This window comes from Streptomyces sp. NPDC107654 (assembly GCF_055639035.1).
Genome location: NZ_JBVKBI010000013.1, coordinates 45,920 through 62,499 on the forward strand (window position 1 = coordinate 45,920; position 16,580 = coordinate 62,499).

The 16,580-nt window shown below is 72.0% G+C and carries 11 protein-coding genes and 2 pseudogenes; 7 read left to right on the plus strand and 6 right to left on the minus strand.

Annotation, left to right across the window (positions count from 1 at the left end):
- Positions 1 to 48 precede the first annotated feature (48 nt).
- The 5 genes from ACZ7N4_RS23015 to ACZ7N4_RS23035 all read right to left on the minus strand — a co-directional run bounded on the left by ACZ7N4_RS23015 (position 49) and on the right by ACZ7N4_RS23035 (position 6,141).
- Positions 49 to 387, minus strand: a complete 339-nt coding sequence (locus ACZ7N4_RS23015) for an STAS domain-containing protein (RefSeq protein ID WP_471360637.1) — start codon at positions 385 to 387, stop codon at positions 49 to 51.
- Positions 384 to 1,679: a PP2C family protein-serine/threonine phosphatase gene (locus tag ACZ7N4_RS23020; RefSeq protein WP_471360640.1), complete on the minus strand. Its 1,296-nt coding sequence runs from the start codon at positions 1,677 to 1,679 to the stop codon at positions 384 to 386. Before ACZ7N4_RS23020 ends, ACZ7N4_RS23015 begins: the two co-directional genes overlap by 4 nt.
- A gap of 2 nt (positions 1,680 to 1,681) precedes the next feature.
- A complete protein-coding gene (locus tag ACZ7N4_RS23025) occupies positions 1,682 to 2,482 on the minus strand; it encodes an alpha/beta fold hydrolase (protein WP_471360643.1) in 801 nt (266 codons plus the stop codon).
- 265 nt (positions 2,483 to 2,747) lie between these two features.
- Positions 2,748 to 3,839: a DUF1996 domain-containing protein gene (locus ACZ7N4_RS23030; protein ID WP_471360645.1), complete on the minus strand. Its 1,092-nt coding sequence runs from the start codon at positions 3,837 to 3,839 to the stop codon at positions 2,748 to 2,750.
- Between the two features lie 172 nt (positions 3,840 to 4,011).
- The gene (locus tag ACZ7N4_RS23035) at positions 4,012 to 6,141 is read right to left on the minus strand and encodes a discoidin domain-containing protein (protein ID WP_471360983.1); all 2,130 of its coding nucleotides are present in this window, start codon (positions 6,139 to 6,141) and stop codon (positions 4,012 to 4,014) included.
- 655 nt (positions 6,142 to 6,796) lie between these two features.
- Here ACZ7N4_RS23035 and ACZ7N4_RS23040 point away from each other — a divergent pair.
- Positions 6,797 to 7,123: pseudogene (locus ACZ7N4_RS23040) on the plus strand (FAD-dependent oxidoreductase); the annotation flags it as partial.
- Between the two features lie 247 nt (positions 7,124 to 7,370).
- Positions 7,371 to 7,973: pseudogene (locus ACZ7N4_RS23045) on the plus strand (sigma factor-like helix-turn-helix DNA-binding protein); the annotation flags it as partial.
- Between the two features lie 144 nt (positions 7,974 to 8,117).
- On the opposite strand, the gene ACZ7N4_RS23050 reads toward ACZ7N4_RS23045, so the two are convergent.
- The gene (locus ACZ7N4_RS23050) at positions 8,118 to 8,405 is read right to left on the minus strand and encodes a hypothetical protein (protein ID WP_471360648.1); all 288 of its coding nucleotides are present in this window, start codon (positions 8,403 to 8,405) and stop codon (positions 8,118 to 8,120) included.
- A gap of 314 nt (positions 8,406 to 8,719) precedes the next feature.
- Between ACZ7N4_RS23050 and ACZ7N4_RS23055 the strand changes: the two genes are divergently transcribed.
- The 5 genes from ACZ7N4_RS23055 to ACZ7N4_RS23075 all read left to right on the plus strand — a co-directional run bounded on the left by ACZ7N4_RS23055 (position 8,720) and on the right by ACZ7N4_RS23075 (position 16,424).
- Entirely contained in the window at positions 8,720 to 9,565 is an 846-nt protein-coding gene (locus ACZ7N4_RS23055) for an RNA polymerase sigma factor SigF (protein ID WP_471360651.1), read from the plus strand.
- 255 nt (positions 9,566 to 9,820) lie between these two features.
- A complete protein-coding gene (locus ACZ7N4_RS23060) occupies positions 9,821 to 10,363 on the plus strand; it encodes an SMI1/KNR4 family protein (protein WP_471360654.1) in 543 nt (180 codons plus the stop codon).
- Between the two features lie 313 nt (positions 10,364 to 10,676).
- On the plus strand, positions 10,677 to 11,849 hold the full coding sequence (locus tag ACZ7N4_RS23065; RefSeq protein ID WP_471360656.1) for a carboxylate-amine ligase: 1,173 nt from the start codon (positions 10,677 to 10,679) through the stop codon (positions 11,847 to 11,849).
- Between the two features lie 181 nt (positions 11,850 to 12,030).
- Complete coding sequence (locus tag ACZ7N4_RS23070) at positions 12,031 to 13,812, plus strand: N-acetylglutaminylglutamine amidotransferase (RefSeq protein ID WP_471360659.1); 1,782 nt, start codon at positions 12,031 to 12,033, stop codon at positions 13,810 to 13,812.
- Positions 13,788 to 16,424, plus strand: coding sequence for a S9 family peptidase (locus ACZ7N4_RS23075; RefSeq protein ID WP_471360660.1), 2,637 nt, complete (start codon positions 13,788 to 13,790; stop codon positions 16,422 to 16,424). Before ACZ7N4_RS23070 ends, ACZ7N4_RS23075 begins: the two co-directional genes overlap by 25 nt.
- Positions 16,425 to 16,580 lie beyond the last annotated feature (156 nt).

A 16,580-nucleotide genomic window follows, 5' to 3' on the forward strand; every position in this document is an offset into this window, starting at 1 on the left:
CGCGGGCGCCCGCAGGACAAGCCCGGCGTCGTGATCAGGAGGTCGTGATCAGGAGCGGGTGGCGGTGTCGGTGTCGGGATAGACGGGGAAGATCCGGTCGAGGCCGACGATGCGCAGCACGCGCAGGGTGTGGGACGGGACCGCGGCGAGTGCCAAGTCGGCCTGGGCGCCTTGGGCGTGGTTGTGTGCGGCGATCAGAGCGGTGATGCCGCTGGAGTCGCAGAATTCCATGCCGGCCAGGTCCAGGACGAGGCGCTGGCCCGGCTGGAGGGGCAGGACGGCGACCCGATCGCGTAGCTCGGTGGCGTTGCTGTAGTCCAGTTCGCCGGTGATCGCCAGAACGGGACCGGTCATGGCGTCTCGGGTGGTGATCTTCAATGGGCTCATTGGGGGGTTCTCGTCGTCGGGCAGGCGGGGACGTCGGCGGTGGCGCCGAGGGCGAGCAGGGCGGTGTCGTCGTCGAGACCGTCACCGAAGCTGTCCAACAGCCCGGTGAGGGCCTGGATGACGGCGTGCGGGGGTTCTCCGGCGTGACCGGTGGCGAAGGCGAGCAGACCCTCGTCTCCGTAGAGGCTGGTGCGGTCCTTGCCGGTCCGGGCTTCGGTGAGGCCGTCGGTGTAGAGCAGGAGGGTGTCGCCGCGGCCGAGGACGGTGCCGGCGGTGGTGAAGGGCGCCTCGGGCAGGATGCCGACGAGGAGGCCGCCGGGGGTGGGCAGGTACTCGGCCGTGCCGTCGGCGCGCAGGACGAGCACGGGTGGGTGGCCGCCCGAGGCGAGCTGGACGGTGACCCGCCCGGTCGCGGGGTCCGGTTCGAGCGTGCCGAAGACGGCGGTGCAGTAGCGCGGATCGCCGCTGCCGGCGTAGCGCTCGTGCAACACCCTGTTCAAGGTGGTCAGGGCCGAGACGGGGTCGGGGTCGTGCAGGGCGGCGGCGCGCAGGGTGTACCGCGTCAGCGAGGTGAGAGCGGCGGCCTGGGGGCCCTTGCCGCACACGTCGCCGAGGAAGAAGGCGAACCGTTTGCCGCCGACGGGGAAGACGTCGTAGAAGTCGCCGCCGAGCCGGTCCGGGGAGGCGGTGTGGTAGTGGGCGGCCATATCCACGCCCGGGACCCGCGGGAGGGTGTCGGGCAGCAGCGACTGCTGGAGCACGGCCAGGGCGTCCTGCAGCCGGGCCCGGTCGGCCTCCGCCTGCCTGCGCGCCTCTTCGGCCACCTGACGGCGGCGCAGGAGCTCCACTTCGTAGGCCCGGCGGTCCCGGGCGTCGAAGACGGTGGTGCGGATCAGCAGGGGCTCGCCCGTGCTGCCGTGCTTGACCACGGAGGAGACCAGGACCGGTATGCGGCCGCCGTCGGTCTGCTTGATCTCCAGGGCGATGCCACTGATCTCCCCCTGCATCCGCAGCATCGGCGCGAAATGCGTCTCGTGGTACAGCTTGCCGCCCACGGTCAGCAGGTCGGCGAACCGCATCCGGCCCACCACCGCCTTGCGATCCAGACCGAGCCAGCCCAGCAGCGTGGCGTTGATCTTCGCGATCGTGCCGTCCATCAGCGTGGACAGGTAACCACACGGCGCGGACTCGTAGAGGTCTTCGGCGCTGTCCTCCAGCAGCGTGGCGAACGCGGCGTCCGATGTCTTGTCGTCGGCGTCAGGCGGGTCGGGCTGCTGTTCGGTCCGGCACATCATCACAGGGCCGCGAGGAACTCTGTGATCGCCAGATTGGTGGCATCGGGCGCGGACAGGTGGGGGCAGTGCCCGGTGGCGTCGAGGGTGACCAGCGTCGAACCGGTGACCGCCTGGTGGACGAAGGCGCCGACCTCTCGCGGAGCGATGACGTCCTGCGTGCATTCCAGCACCAGCGTCGGGACCCCCACGGTCTTCAGGTCGTCCCGCGAGTCCGACAGGAAGGTGGTCCGCGCGAAGACACGCGCCATGTCCGGGTCGGTGGCGCAGAAGCTGTTCTTGAGTTCCTCGCCGAGTTCGGGCCGGTCGGCATTTCCCATGATCACCGGCGCCATCGCCGCCGACCAGCCGAGATAGTTCGCCTCCAGCGACTCGAGCAGCTCGTCGATGTCCTCGGCGCTGAAGCCGCCCCGGTAGCCGTCGCAGTCGACGTACCGCGGAGACGGCGCCACCATCACCAACGCGCCGATCCGCTCCGGTGCCCGGTCGGCGGCCAGCACGCCGATCATCGCGCTGACCGAATGCCCCACGAACACGGCGTCGCGCAGGTCAAGCGCTTCACACACCTCGACCACATCGGCGGCGTAACCGTCCAGGGAGGAGTACCGGTCCTCCGAGAAGGCGGACGCGTCGGAGCGGCCCGAGCCGACGTAGTCGAACAGCACGACCCGGTAGTCCCGGACCAGCGCAGGGAGCGTCAACCGCCACATGTTCTGGTCACAGCCGAACCCGTGGGCAAGCACTACCGTGCGTCCCTGGGGGTTGCCGGTCACGGTGACGTTGTTCCTGCGGATGATGTCCATCCGTCCAGTCTCTCAGGTCCCGACCGCTACTCCGGCTCCGCACCGGAACACCGCAGGTCCCGCCCGTCACGTCCACATACGGCACCCGGCCGGGGAGGGAACCACGGAGCGTCGGCCGCTCCGCACCAACCGTCACGACGGGGACCGGCCCCCAGGACACCAGGACCGGCCGGCCCCAGGACACCAGGACCGGCCGGCCCCAGGACATCAGGACCGGCCGGGCCACTGGACGTGTACCGGCCGGGCCGAGGGGCGGGAGCGGCGGTCAGGGCAGCCGGTAGTCCGTGTTCAGGGCCGCCCCCGCTTCCGGGTGCGTCTGGTCGTAACCGCGGGCGTCGCACTGGAGACCGCCCACGATGCAGTGGTCGACCACGGCCTTGAGTGTGCGTTCCTCCCAGGCGTTGAAGAAGTCGTAGTGGAAGGAGTAGCCGCGCCCGCTCGCCAGGTGTACCTGGGACATGTCGCCGTTGACCGGGAAGGCCATCTTGAACTCGATCATCGGCAGCGCGACCGGATGGTCGGCGGGGCACATGTTGTCGTTGGTTCCGGGCTTGACGACCGGGTAGGCCATGTGGCTCTTGTGGTCCGGCGTGTCGAGGTACTTGCCGTCCCAGCAACTGGGCGCCTGGAAACGGATGTTCAGTTGCACGTCGGCCCGGTCCGGGCAGCTCGTGGGGATGTCGGTGTTGAAGTAGCTGTCGCCGCACTCCCAGCCCTCGACGAAACCGCGGTGGTGGCGGAACTGGTCGGCGCTCTGCATCGGATCGCCCACCACGAACCGCAGACCCTTGGGGAAGGGCCGCACACTGGTGTAGTCGGTGACGCCGGCCTTGTAGTAGATCGTCTGGGGGCCGACCGGCAGGACCTTCCGGTCGCCCTTGTACAGCGAGGGCATCCAGTATCCCGAGGCGTCGGCGGGCGCCTTGCAGGTGGTGGCGCCGCCGTAGAGGGAGGCCGTGGTACTGCCCGCGTCGGTCGAGGTGTTGCCCATGAAGGTGTGGTCGTGGGACTGGCCGGGCCGGCCGGGGTAGACGATCGGGTCGTCCGCGGCGGTGTGCGTGACCGAGCAGTTGGCCTGGAACTCGTGGAAGTAGCGCGGTGGCGGAGTGTTCGTGGACGGTGTCACACCGGTCACCTGCGGCACGGCCGGTATGTAACCGTCGCCGTCCGGGTCGTCGCCGGACGCCTGGGCGGACACGGCCGTCGCGTGCCCCGTGTGTCCGGTGTGCGCGATCGCAGCGGCTGGGACCTCGCGGCTGTCGGCGGCGGCGGAGGCGAGGGTGCCGACGCCGAGGGCGCCGGAGAGGAGGGCGGTGCCGAGGAGGAGTGCGGGGAGTCGTCGCGGACTCGATCTCATGGGAGTCTCCTGCCCGTGGGGTGGGAAGAGGGCCCGCGTGCACGCGGTGCGCGTTACGCGGCTGGTGCGGTGCGGTGCGGTGCGGTGCGGTGCGGTGCGGTGCGGTGCCGTGCGGCGGTGACGAGAGGCGCCGCGGAGGGCCCCGTCGGCATCGTCGCCCGGGGCACGGCCGTCAGCTGTAGATCCCCAGTTCGTGGAGGGAGTAGCCCCAGCCCGTGCCGCGTGCCGTCAGCTGGAGGCGCACATAGCGGCCGGTGGCGGAGACGTCGAGGGTGTCGACGTCACCGTCGCCGGCGGTCGTGGAGTACACCGGGCGCCAGATGTTCGCGTCGTCGGACACCTGCACCTCGTAGGACTTGGCGTAGGCGGGGTCCCAGACGAGCTGCAGTCTGCGCAGGGCCTTGGTGGAGCCGAGGTCGACCTGGAACCACTGCGGGTCGCTCCAGTCGCTGGCCCAGCGGGTGTCGGCACGGCCGTCGACGGCGAGCGCCGGGGTGCAGGGGCAGTCGCCGTAGGACTGCTGGAAGGAGGAGGCGGTGGCGGGCCGGTTGAGCGCGAGGTCGGTCCCGTTCACCGGCGGGGCGACGACCTTGACGGACTCGGTCTCGATGCCGGCGTTGCCGTGCCCGTCCTCGGCCTGTACGTAGACCTTCCACACACCGAGTTTCCGGGGCGCGGTGACGGTGAAGGTCCCGTTCCCGGTCGAGCGCCACTGGGCCTCGACGAGCCGCTTGTCGCCGTTGGCGTAGTTGCCGCTGAGGAACACCTTGTACGTGACCGCGTCACCGTCCGGGTCACGGACGTCGGCGTGCACGGTGAACTCGCCGCCGGCCGGTGCGGAGGAGGCCGGGGACACGGTCATGCCGGTGATGACCGGGGGCGTGTTCCCCCCGGACGTCGAGCCGGTGTACGCCTTCTTGACGGCGTAGTACGACAGCCGCTTCAGCCCGTCGGGCACGAGGTTGAACCAGACGCCGCCGAAGTCGTGTTCGGTGCCGTAGTGGAACAAGGTGGCGCCCAGGGCCACCCCCGGGTGGCCGGTGACGCAGTTCCAGGCCCTGGTGTACCCGTCCGCCTTCTGTACGTCGGTCGGTTCGTCGGGAACGCCGTTGGCGTCGTCGGGCACCTCCCACTCGCCGGCCGGTCCGGTCTCGGTGATGATGTACGGCTTGGTGTAGCCCCCGTCGATCCAGTCCTGACGGACCTTGCACACGTTGCTGTACGAGTTCATCGCGTACAGGTCGAGATCGGGGGCGTTGCGCTTGTAGTACGGCCAGGCGCCGGTCCACGCGTCGGTGGAGGTGACGGGGTGGTCGGGGTCGATGCCGTGGATCCTCCTCGCGACGTCGTTGACGAAGCGGGTGTAGGCGTTGCGCTGCGCCTCCAGGTCCGCTCCGCTGTAGCAGTTCTGCAGTCCGAGGACCGACTCGTTGCCGACGTTCCACATCAGCGTCGCCGGATGGCTCTTGTAGGTGTCCACCCACTTGGCGCTCTCGGTGAGCATGGTGTTCTTGTAGGTGCTGTCGGTCACGTAGTCGACACAGCCCCCGGCGCCCGGTCCGCCACCGGGCTGGAGCCAGAAGCCGTTGATCACGCGGATCCCGTTGGACGCGGCGGCGTCCAGCAGTGCCTTGCTGGAGCCGTCGGTGCCCCAGGTACGGATCGTGTTGGCGCCCATGGCCCTGACGTCCGGCAGGTACCGGGGCGCGTCGGAGACCGCCGGGCCCCAGGTGACTCCCTTGACGGTGTACGGCTGACCGCCCACGGTCAGCCGCCAGTTGCCCTGACCGCCCTCGACCTTCACGGCGCCCGAGGCGGGCGGCGGAGTGCTGCCGCCGGTGGATCCGTAGACCTGGAACTCCCACAGGGAGTACCCGTATCCGCCGGACCGGGCCAGGCCCTGCATCCGGACGTAGCGGCCGGTCCCCGAGACGGTGAGGTCGTCGGTGTCGCCGTCGCCGCCGGTCACCTTCGTCACGGTGTGCCAGTCGCTGCCGTTGTCGGACGCCTGGATCTCGTAGTCCTTGCCGTAGGCCGACTCCCAGGTCAGGACCACGCGGCTGAGGTTCGACACCTGGCCCAGGTCGACCTGGAGCCACTGCTGGTCGCTCCACTGGCTGGCCCACCGGGTTCCGGTGACGTTGCCGTCCACGGCGGCGGCCGCCGCGTAACCGTCGCCCTCCTGCGAGGAGGCGGTGGCGGGCCTGCCCTGGGACAGGAGGGTGTCGGCGGCTTGCGCGCGTGGGGCGAGCGCGACGGTGAACGAGGACGCGAGGAGGGCGCCGAGGGCGATGAAAGGTATGGCGGCGCGGCGGCGGAGGGGGCCGGCGGTGACGCGGCGGGGGAGAGAGTCGGTGGCCGCGGGGCGGGGGAGAGGGGTGGTGGCAGCCGGTCTGGACAACGGGCGCTCCTGACGGGTCGGGTCGCCGGGGCGGGACGTGACGCTGGAGGGGCCGTACTCCTCGGTCCCGCCTCGACCGGTCGGCGGCGGTGTGGGGGTGCGTCGGCCACACTCCGAGGGAGCAGGCCGAGCACGTGCGCGTAGTACGGGAGTTGCGAGCTCCCTCGGGCGGCGAGCCGGGGCGTGGCGGTCCGGCCCCGGGCCGAGGGGAGGCGTTGCCGTTGCGTGCCGGGGGTTGACGCGGTGGGGAGAGCGGGCGCTCCTGGGAACCATGCCCGGCGGTGAGGGCGGGGTCAAGCGGTTGGAGCTACTTTCCTTTCGTCTTTACTTAAGTTGGCGCCGCTACTTCCGCTCTGCTCTCGGTGACGGAGAGCTGCGTCTTCCGCTGTCGACGACACCGTGAGCCGCATCGACGCCTGCGGGCGGCGCGCGGCGCAGACGAGCGGTGGGACGGTCGGGGCGACCGAGTCCGCCTACCCGGTCGCAAATCCGGAGGAAGCGCGGAGACCGAGGGAAGCCGTCGGGGCCGCGCCCGGGGTGGGCGCCCGTCACGGTGGTGGGCGACGGATCGACCGGCGTCGAGGTCGCCGCCCAACTGGCGGAGCGGGGCCGCCGGCCGACCCTTGGTGTGCGGCGGCGCGCTCGGCCGGTACCTGCACCCGCGAGTTCGGCGTGCGGCGGCCGGGCGTCCGACCAAGCCCGCGTGACCGTGCTCGCAGGACCCGACGCGAAGGTCACGGCGGTGACTCATGATGCCGTCCGCCTCAGTGGCGACAACTCGCTGCCCAGCCCCGTGACATCGGGACCGCCGGGTTGGCGTACCGGTCCGGCCGCCCGCAGCGGGCTGACCACGGACGCCTCCGGCCGGCTGCTCACCGACGAGACCCTGATGAGCGCGGACGACGCGCGCGTCGTCGCGGCCGGGGATGCGGCGGCGCCGTCGGACAGGCCGCTGCGGACGGCTTGCCGGACCGCGCGTCCGCTCGGAGACGGGCCGCCGACACCGTGCTGGCACACATCGCCGGCGGGCGACCCGCGGTCATCGACGTGGGGTACTTCGGCCAGTCCACCGCCCTGGGCCGGCGCGCTCCTTCGCGGTGGGCACTGGCCATGCGTGGTCGTCTCAGCGTGGCCCGTGGCTGCCGGAGCCCCCGCTGACCTTCGCCGGACGTGGCCGAGGACGTCGAACTCGCCGAGAGCGTGTGGATGGCGTTCATGCTCGTCCTGGAGACGCTGTCACCGACCGGGCGCGCCGTCTTCGTGTGGCGCGAGGTCTCCGACTTCGGTTACGACGACATCGCCGCCGCGGTCGACAAGAGGGCTGCCGCGGTACGGCGGATCGCGCATCGGGCCCGTCGGTACATCCACGCCCGGCGTCCCCGCTCCGTGGTCCCGGTGAGCGAGAGCCGGGCCGTGCTGGAGTCGTTCCGGCGAGCGCTGCAGGGACCTCCAAGGGCTGCTCGACGCGCTCGCGCCCGACCTCGTCGTCCTCAATGACGGCGGTGCACCAGCACGCCGCGCTGCGGCCGGTCATCGGCGCCGAAAGGTGATCCGCTTCCTGGCCGGCCTGCGGCCTCGGCAAGACGGACGCCGTCATCGCTGTCGACCCCACCATGGTCAACGGCCGCCCCGGGCTCCTCTTCCGGCCCGATGGCGAGATCGACGGCATCACGGCGGCCTGTGTGGGGAACGGCCGTATCACCCGTCTCTCTTACGTCCGCAATCCCCCAAAAAATCACCCGGGCCATCTCCGAACGGCGGCGACGCTTCCTTCACGGCCAGGCCGGGCGGTGGGGTACGGGCGCCGTCCGCGCCGTCCGCGCCGTCGGCCGTCGCCTCGCCAGGGGCGGGGACGACCTCCTGGGTGCGCCCGCGGCTCACCGGCCGGGATGCAGCAGGGCCAGCTGATCCTTGACCCAGGGGTCGAACACGGCCAGCCGGTGGGCGGCCGAGGGGTAGAAGGCTGCCAGCTGGTCGGCGATCCACGGATCCGTGGGCTGTCGGGCACCGCCGTGGTCACCGGCGCCGACCGTTGCGCTGACAGCCCCGTGATGGTCGCCCGCTCCGGGAGCAGCCGCGATCGCCGAGGTGCCGCCGCCCAGTACCACGCCTCCGGCGATCGCGGCACACACGCCCGCGCTCGCGACCCATCGCGTCACCTTCATGCTCGTCTCCTTCTTGCTCGGCCCGCCTGCGCGGTCAACCTGCGCGGTCAACCTGCGCGGTCAACCTGCGGCACAGGCCGTACAGCGTTTCCGGAAGCATCTGTTCCGGTTGGGGTGCCTACCCCCGCGCGTGCCTCGTACACTCCTGGCGCCGGGGTGAACGGTGCCGGGACAGTGACGAGCCCGGGCACGTTCGTCGGACAGGCGACGTGCATGTTGCCCCTCGTGTGCATGACCTCCGAATGCCGGGGTAGACGCGCGATCGTCAGCCTGAGGCACGCCGGTGGCGTGCAGTGATAGGGGAGGGAAGCATCATGGCGACAGTGGCTGCGGCGAAGACGGACACGATCATGGCCGGCCCATCGGAGGTCGCCGACCCCTCCCAGGTGGCGCCGAAGGACGCCCGGCAGCTGACGCGTCTGTTCTTCGACCGTCTTGCGGTACTGGAGGAGGGCACACCCGAGTACCAGTGCGCGCGGAACACGCTGATCGAGATGAACATGTCCCTGGTCCGCTACGCGGCCGGCCGGTTCCGCAGCCGTGGTCCGGAGGAGATGGAGGACATCGTCCAGGTCGGCATGATCGGCCTGATCAAGGCCATCGACCGGTTCGAGCTGTCGCGCGAGGTGGAGTTCACCTCCTTCGCCATCCCCTACATCGTCGGCGAGATCAAGCGTTTCTTCCGCGACACCACGTGGGCCGTCCACGTGCCGCGCCGCCTGCAGGAAGCCCGGGTCCAACTGGCCCGTGCCACCGAAGAGCTCCGCAGCCGGCTGGGCCGCACGCCCACGGTGAAGGAGCTGTCGGAGCTGATGAGCCTGTCCGAGGACGAGGTGATCGAAGCGCGCGTGGCCGCCAACGGCTACAACTCCTCCTCCCTGGACGCCGCGATCAACGCCGGCGATGACGGCGAGAGCGCCCTGCAGGACTTCATCGGCGTGGAGGACGGCGCCCTGGAGCTGGTGGAGGACTTCCATTCCCTGGCCCCGCTGATCGCGGGACTCGACGAGAGGGACCGGCAGATCATCCACATGCGGTTCGTGGAGGAACTCACCCAGGCCCAGATCGGCGAACGCCTCGGCGTGTCCCAGATGCACGTCTCCCGTCTGCTCACGCGCTGCCTGGCACGCCTGCGCGAAGGCCTGCTCACCACGAGCTGAGCGAGCTGCGAGAGAAGAGCTTCGGGAGAGAAGTCGCGAGAGTAGCCCGTCGGACGAAGCCCGCTGCGTCTCGCGGCGGGCTTCGCCAGGTCGCGGCGCGGGGCAGGGCGCGGGTCATTCGACTCGTGCCCGGGCCGACGGCCAACGACCTCGCCTGATGACCGGGGGAGCTCGCCGGGTGACCGCGGGCAGGGCAGCACCGGCGCGAACGGCCGCGAGGCAGGCGCTGTCAGCGCCCTCTGCCAGCATGCTGCCGTGACCGACACATGTGATGATCGCCCCACCGATGCCACCCTCGACTTGCTGCGCTCCGCATTTCCGCCGGAATGGCGCGAGCCTCCCCTCGGACAGGCGGCCGTCGCGGAGTGGGAGCGGGAGAACCGGGTGGCCCTCCCGGAGCCGTACCGCACCTTCGTCGCGGAGATCAGCAACGGCTCCAGCATCGGTCCCGCCGGCGACGGCGGTCTCCAGCCGCTCGGCTGGCTGCCCGAGTCGTGGCCCGACCTCGGTCCGCGGCAGCCAGGGGAGCCTTTTCCTCTGGAGGAGGCCTGGCTGTGGGAGGACGACGAGGATGTCGACCCCGAAGACCCAGGGATCGGCGCCGTGTTCACCAGAGGGTCCATCGTTCTTGGGTCCGAGGACGGGCAGTCCTTCTGGCTCCTGCTGACCACCGGCCCACGCCGCGGCGAGGTGTGGATGGTCGCCGACGTCGGAGCCGTCCCGGCGCGAGGCGACCAGGCATGGGGCTTCGAGGAGTGGGTCCGACGTTGGCACGGCGGCAGCGATTGGTGGGACTAGGAAGGCCACGGGGCGGGCCGCCTTGACCTGACCTGACCTGACCTGCCCCGTCCTGGTCGCCCCCGGGCCACTTCCGGGCGTGACGAGACCCGGTGCCGCCGACCGCCGGGAGGCGGTCGGCGGGCGACGTCGGTCACTCACGGTGAACGACAGTTCGCTCATGTGTGAGGTCGCACCCTCCAAGGAGCATCCCTGCTTATTAATGAGCCTGGCGGGAAGTCGGAGGTGCACAGCCCCGCCCCCGGTTACCGGCGGAGCGGGTCGATTTCCCCGGGTGAGGCAGTCAGCGTTCGCCCGTCACCTTAGGAGTGCCGTGACCGTTCGCATCGGAGTGGAAGAGGAATTCCACATCGTCGAGGTGGAGACGGGCCTGCTCGCGCCGCGAGCGGACACCATGCTGGAAAAGCTCCCCCAAGGCGCCTTCACGACCGAGTTGCAGCAGGCGACCGTCGAGTCGAACAGCGGTGTGCACGAGTCCCTCGCCGGCCTGTACGACGATGTCGTCCGGGCCAGACGCCGGCTCGACGCCGCGGCGAGCGCCCACGGACTGGCAGTGGTGGCCGCCGGCACCGTGCCGCTGGCCCGCACGCAGGACACCCGCCCGACCGACGGGAGCCGCTACCGCCACATGGTCGACGAATACCGCATGATCGCCGACGAGCAGCTGATCTGCGGCACTCACGTCCACGTCGACGTGCCCGACCGCGACCTGGCCGTGCGCCTCATGTGCGAGGTGTCCCCGTGGCTGCACGTCCTGCTGGCCCTGTCCGCCAGTTCCCCCTTCTGGCTGGGTGCCGACACCGGCTATGCCAGCTGGCGGACCATGGTGTGGCAGCGCTGGCCCACCGCGGGCCCGCCGGGGTGCTACGCCGACGCCGCCGACTACGACGCGGCCGTGCAGAGCCTGATCGACTCCGGTGTCATCAGCGACGCGGGGATGATCTACCACGACATCCGGCCGTCCGCCCACCAGAAGACCCTCGAACTGCGCATCTGCGACGCCTCCCCCCGGGCGGAGACGGTCGTCCTGATCGCCGGGCTCTACAGGGCGCTGGTGACCGAGGCCCGCGAGCGGCTGGAGACGACGGACGGGCCCGCCTGCCGAGGTCGGCACGAGTGGCTGCGCGCCGCCGCCTGGCGGGCCGCGCGGTCGGGTCTGGAAGGGGTCCTGGTCGATCCCGCGACCGGGCACGAGGCTCCGGCGGCCGATGTCGTCCGCGGCCTGCTCGCACGGGTACGCCCGGCGCTCGAGGCGGCCGGTGACTGGGACCCGGTCCGGAACCTCGCGGAGCGGGCGCTCGCCACCGGCAGCGCCGCCCACCGCATGCGCCGCGCCGCCGAAGCGGACGACCTGCTCGCCTGCACCGACCTCGCGATCGCGGAGACCCGCGGCGACGACCAGCCGCGCCGGCGGCCCCCCGCCCCCGCCCGGCACGTCGCCTCCCCCGCGCGCCCCGTCGCCCACCCCTCCGGCGCCGGCCGTTGAGGCGTTAGGCACGACCCCGGGCCCCGGCCCCCTGCCCGCAACCACGTTCCATACCCGCGTCACGAAGGAGAAGAACCGCCGTGTCCATCAGTTCCGGCCACATACCGGTGGGCGGCCCGCCGCACACCTCACCGCCGCGCACCTCGCGCGCCCCCTACGCGCGGCAGGGAGGTGGTTGCGGATGTGCGGCCTGAGCGGAGAGATGCGTTTCGACGGCACGCGGCCCGACCTCGCGGCCGTCGAGCGCATGAACGACCGGCTCGCCGCCCGCGGGCCCGACGGCGCGGGGATCTGGTCACGGAACGCCGTCGCGCTGGGGCACCGCCGTCTGAAGATCATCGACCTCTCCGAGCGCGCGGCCCAGCCTCTGACCGACACCGAGCAGGAGATCACCGGTGTCTTCAACGGGTGCATCTACAACTACAAGGAACTGCGCACGGAGCTGACGGCCCTGGGCCACCGGTTCCGGTCCACCTCCGACACCGAGGTGGTCCTCGCGGCGTACCGGCAGTGGGGCACCGCCTGTGTCGACCGCTTCCACGGCATGTTCGCCTTCGCCCTCGTCGAGCACCGGACCGGCCGTCTGGTCCTGGGCCGCGACCGGCTCGGCATCAAGCCCCTGTACCTGGCACAGACGCCCGGGCGGCTGCGCTTCGCCTCCTCGCTGCCCGCGCTGCTCGCGGCCGGCGACGTCGACACCTCGCTGGACCCGGCCGCCGTGCACCAGTACCTCAGCTGGCACGCGACCGTGGCCGCACCCCGGACCGTGCTGACAGGGGTGCGCAAGCTTCCCCCGGCCACCGTGCGGGTCGTCGAGCCGGACGGCACCCACCAGGAACACTGCTACTGGCAGCCGTCGTACACGCGCCGCCCCGAGCACGCCGGCATGGGCGCCGCGGAGTGGCGGGACGCGGTGCTGGAGGCGCTGCGCACCGCCGTACGACGACGGATGGTCGCCGACGTGCCGGTCGGCGTCCTGCTGTCCGGAGGGCTGGATTCCAGCCTGATCGTGGCCCTGCTGGCCGACGAGGGACAGCGCGACCTGGCGACGTTCAGCGTGGGCTTCGAGGCGGAGGCCGGTGACGAGGGCGACGAGTTCCGCTACTCCGACCTGGTGGCCAGGGAGTTCGCCACCGACCACCATCAACTGGTGGTTCCCTCGCGGCGCGTGTCGACGGCCCTGGACGCGGCGGTCGCCGCGATGAGCGAGCCCATGATGAGCCACGACGTGGTCGCCTTCCACCTGCTGTCCGAGGAGGTGTCCAAGAACGTCAAGGTGGTCCAGAGCGGGCAGGGCGCCGACGAGGTCTTCGCCGGTTACCGCTGGTACCCGGAACTGGCCGCCGCGGCCCGCGAGGACGAGCCGGACCGGTACGCCGAGACCTACTTCGACCGGCCGCACGCCGACCTCGCCGCGATGCTGCAACCGGACATGCTGCCGCAGGACGACGTCTCCGGCCGGTTCGTCCGGGAGCACATGGCGGTGCCGGGGGCCGAGACGGCACTCGATGCCGCCCTGCGCCTCGACACCCATGTCATGCTGGTGGACGACCCGGTCAAGCGGGTCGACAACATGACGATGGACTGGGGCCTGGAGGCCCGCGTGCCGTTCCTGGACCACGAACTCGTCGAGCTGGCGGCCGCGTGTCCGCCGGAACTGAAGCTGGCCGACGACGGAAAGGGCGTCCTGAAGGAGGCCGGCCGCAAACTGCTGCCCCGCGAGGTGGTCGACCGCCCCAAGGGCTATTTCCCGGTCCCGGCGATCACCCACATGGCCGGGCCCGTCCTGGACAGGGTGCGTGAGGCACTGGGCGCCCCCGAGGCGAAGCGGCGCGGACTCTTCCAGGACTCCTACGTCGCCGAACTCCTGGCGGCCCCCGACCGACACCGCACCAAGCGCGGAGCGAACGCACTGTGGCAAGTGGCTTTGCTGGAGATATGGCTGCAGACGCACGGAATCTGACCGGTGAGTCCCTCGCGGTACGGCCGCCCGACGCCGGCACGGCCGGTGCCGAGCGGCCGTCCACCGCCCACCTGCGGCGGACCGCACACCCACCCCCGCCGGCCCCGGACGGCCTTACCGCCGCCTTCGCCGCACCCGCCCGCGTCCCGCTGCCGAACGCCTCCGGACCCCGCGAGGCGACGACGCGGCTCATCGCGCACGGCTGCTGGTACCCGTCGGCGGACCCGTCCGGCACCCAGGTCGCCTTCATCTGCGACCGAGGCGGTGTGCCTCAGCTCTGGACGGGTCCCGTCGACGGCGAGGCCGTGCACCTGCTCGACGACGGACCGGACCCCGTGACGGAGGTGTCCTGGTCGCCCGACGGCCGCTGGATCGCGTACACCACGGCCCCCGGCGGCGGTGAGCACACCCGGGTGCTGTGTGTCCGCCCCGACGGCAGCGACCGGCACATCCTCGCCGGAGCCGAGCCGGGCAGCTCCGCCCACCTGGGCTGCTGGGCGCACGACGGGTCGGCGGTCGCGGTGACCGTCGCGGTCCCCACCGCCGTACCCGCCCCGGACGCCACGGCGGAGGCCGGTTCGTCCGGCCCCGCCCCGGCCGACGGTCTGCTGCCGGCCCCGTGGCAGGCCCGGACGGGCGACACGCAGCTCCTCGGCCCGGCACCCCGTACGGACGCCGGACCCGGACTGCCGTCACCCCTGCTCACCGTGGAGACGACGGTGATCGGCGCACCGGGCGGCAGGACCGCCCCGGCAGCCGGATTCGGCGACGGGCTGTCGGCGTACCTGATCGACCCCGACGGTGTCACCGCCCCCGCCCTGCTCGCCGTGGAGAAGGACGCGGCGACACTCCGCGTGTGCGACCTCAGCCGGGACGGAGCCCTCGCGCTGCTCCGCCGGGGACCCCGCGGCCGGCGTGAGGCCGTCGTCCTGCGCACCGCCGACCACGAGACGACCTGTGTGATGCCGGTGGCCGACGGCGACCCGTGGATCGGCGGCTTCTCACCCCGCGCCGACACCCTCTGGCTGCGCAGCAACGCCCACCGGGAGTTCGCGGTGCTCCTGGCCGCGGCGCTCGACCCGGATGGGCGTCCGTGCGGCTGGTCGGTCGGCGCCTCGCGTGAGGGCAGCGACCTGGAACTGCTGCGGTGCGCCCGGGACGGCGGTTCCGCCGTGCTCGCCTGGAACGTCCGGGGCGTGAGCGAGGTGGAGGTCCTGGACACGAGCGCGTCCGGCCGGCCGGGGACAGACGCAGGCGTGTCCGGTGGTCCGGGGGCACGGGTCGGCGTGTCCGGTGGTCCCGGGGCAGACGCAGGCGTGTCCGGTGGTCCCGGGGCAGGGATCGGCGTGTCCCGCGGCACGGGGGCAGGCGTCGGTGCCTCCGGCCGGCCGACGGCAGACACCGGTGCGTCCGGTCCGCTCGAACGGGACCGGGACGGGTCCGGCCGGCTCGAACGGTACCGGGACTCGTCCGATCGGCCCAGGCGGGACCACGACGCGTCCGCTCGGTCCGAACAGAACAGGGACTCGTCCGCTCGGCTCGATCGGGATGGGGACGCGTCCGCTCGGTCCGAACAGAACAGGGACTCGTCCGCTCGGCTCGAACGGGACCGGGACGCGTCCGCTCGGTCCGGGGCGGACACGGGCCCGTCCCGGTCCGTGTCCCTGCCGCACGAGGTGGTCACCCGCATCGCGGGAGCCGGCCCCCGGCTGCTGCTGGCTCTGTCCGGGTCCCGCCGTCGCCCCGGCATCTGGTGGTTGCCCGACGGCGCGACCCCGGTGCGCACCCTGTGGTCGTCCCGCGACGAGGACGCGGTTCCCCCGGGCCGTCCGCCCGTGCGACCGGTCCTCCTGCGTCCCACCGCCCGGGACGGCCTGCCGCTGAACGGCTGGTACTACCGCGCGCCGGGCCGCGGCCCCGGCGAACCGGCGCCCTGCGTCATCCATCTGCACGGCGGCCCCGAAGACCAGGAACGCCCCGTCCTCAACCCGCTGTACCACGAGATCCTCGGGCGCGGACTGGACGTCTTCGCCCCCGACGTCCGCGGGTCCTCCGGATACGGCAGGTCGTTCGTCGACGCGGACCTGGGGCGGGGACGGTTCGCCGCGATCGACGACGTGGCGGACTGTGCCGCCCACGCGGTGCTGGCCGGCCCGGCCGATCCGGCCCGGCTGGCGGTGATGGGCCGCTCGTACGGCGGCTACCTCACGTTCGCCTCCCTGGTCTGGCACCCGGACCTCTTCCGTACCGGAATCGCGGTGTGCGGCATGTCGGACCTCGCGACGTTCTTCGAGGGCACCGAACCCTGGATCGCCCAGTCGGCGGCCCACAAGTACGGTCACCCCGAACGCGACCGTGAACTGCTGAGGGCGCTGTCGCCGATGAGCCGCATCGACGCGCTGCGGGCACCGGTGCTCGCCGTGCACGGGGAGCACGACACCAATGTGCCGCCGGGGGAGTCGGAGCAGTTCGTACGGGCGGCGCGCGAACGCGGGGTGACTGCCGAACTGCTCACCCTGCTCGACGAGGGACACGAGTTCCTCCGTGCCGACAACCGCCGGCTCTTCCGCCGTGCCGCCGCCGACTGGTTGCAACGGCACCTGACCACCTGACCGTGAGGGGACGTGCGTCCGGCCGGGGCTCCCGGGCACCCGCGCGTCAGGGCCGGCCGCGGGGTACTCGCGGAAGGTCCGGGTACGGCGCCGCACGCCTACGCGCGTGGCCGCCGGCCCGGGGCGGGCAGGACAGCCCTGCCACGGAGCGAGGAG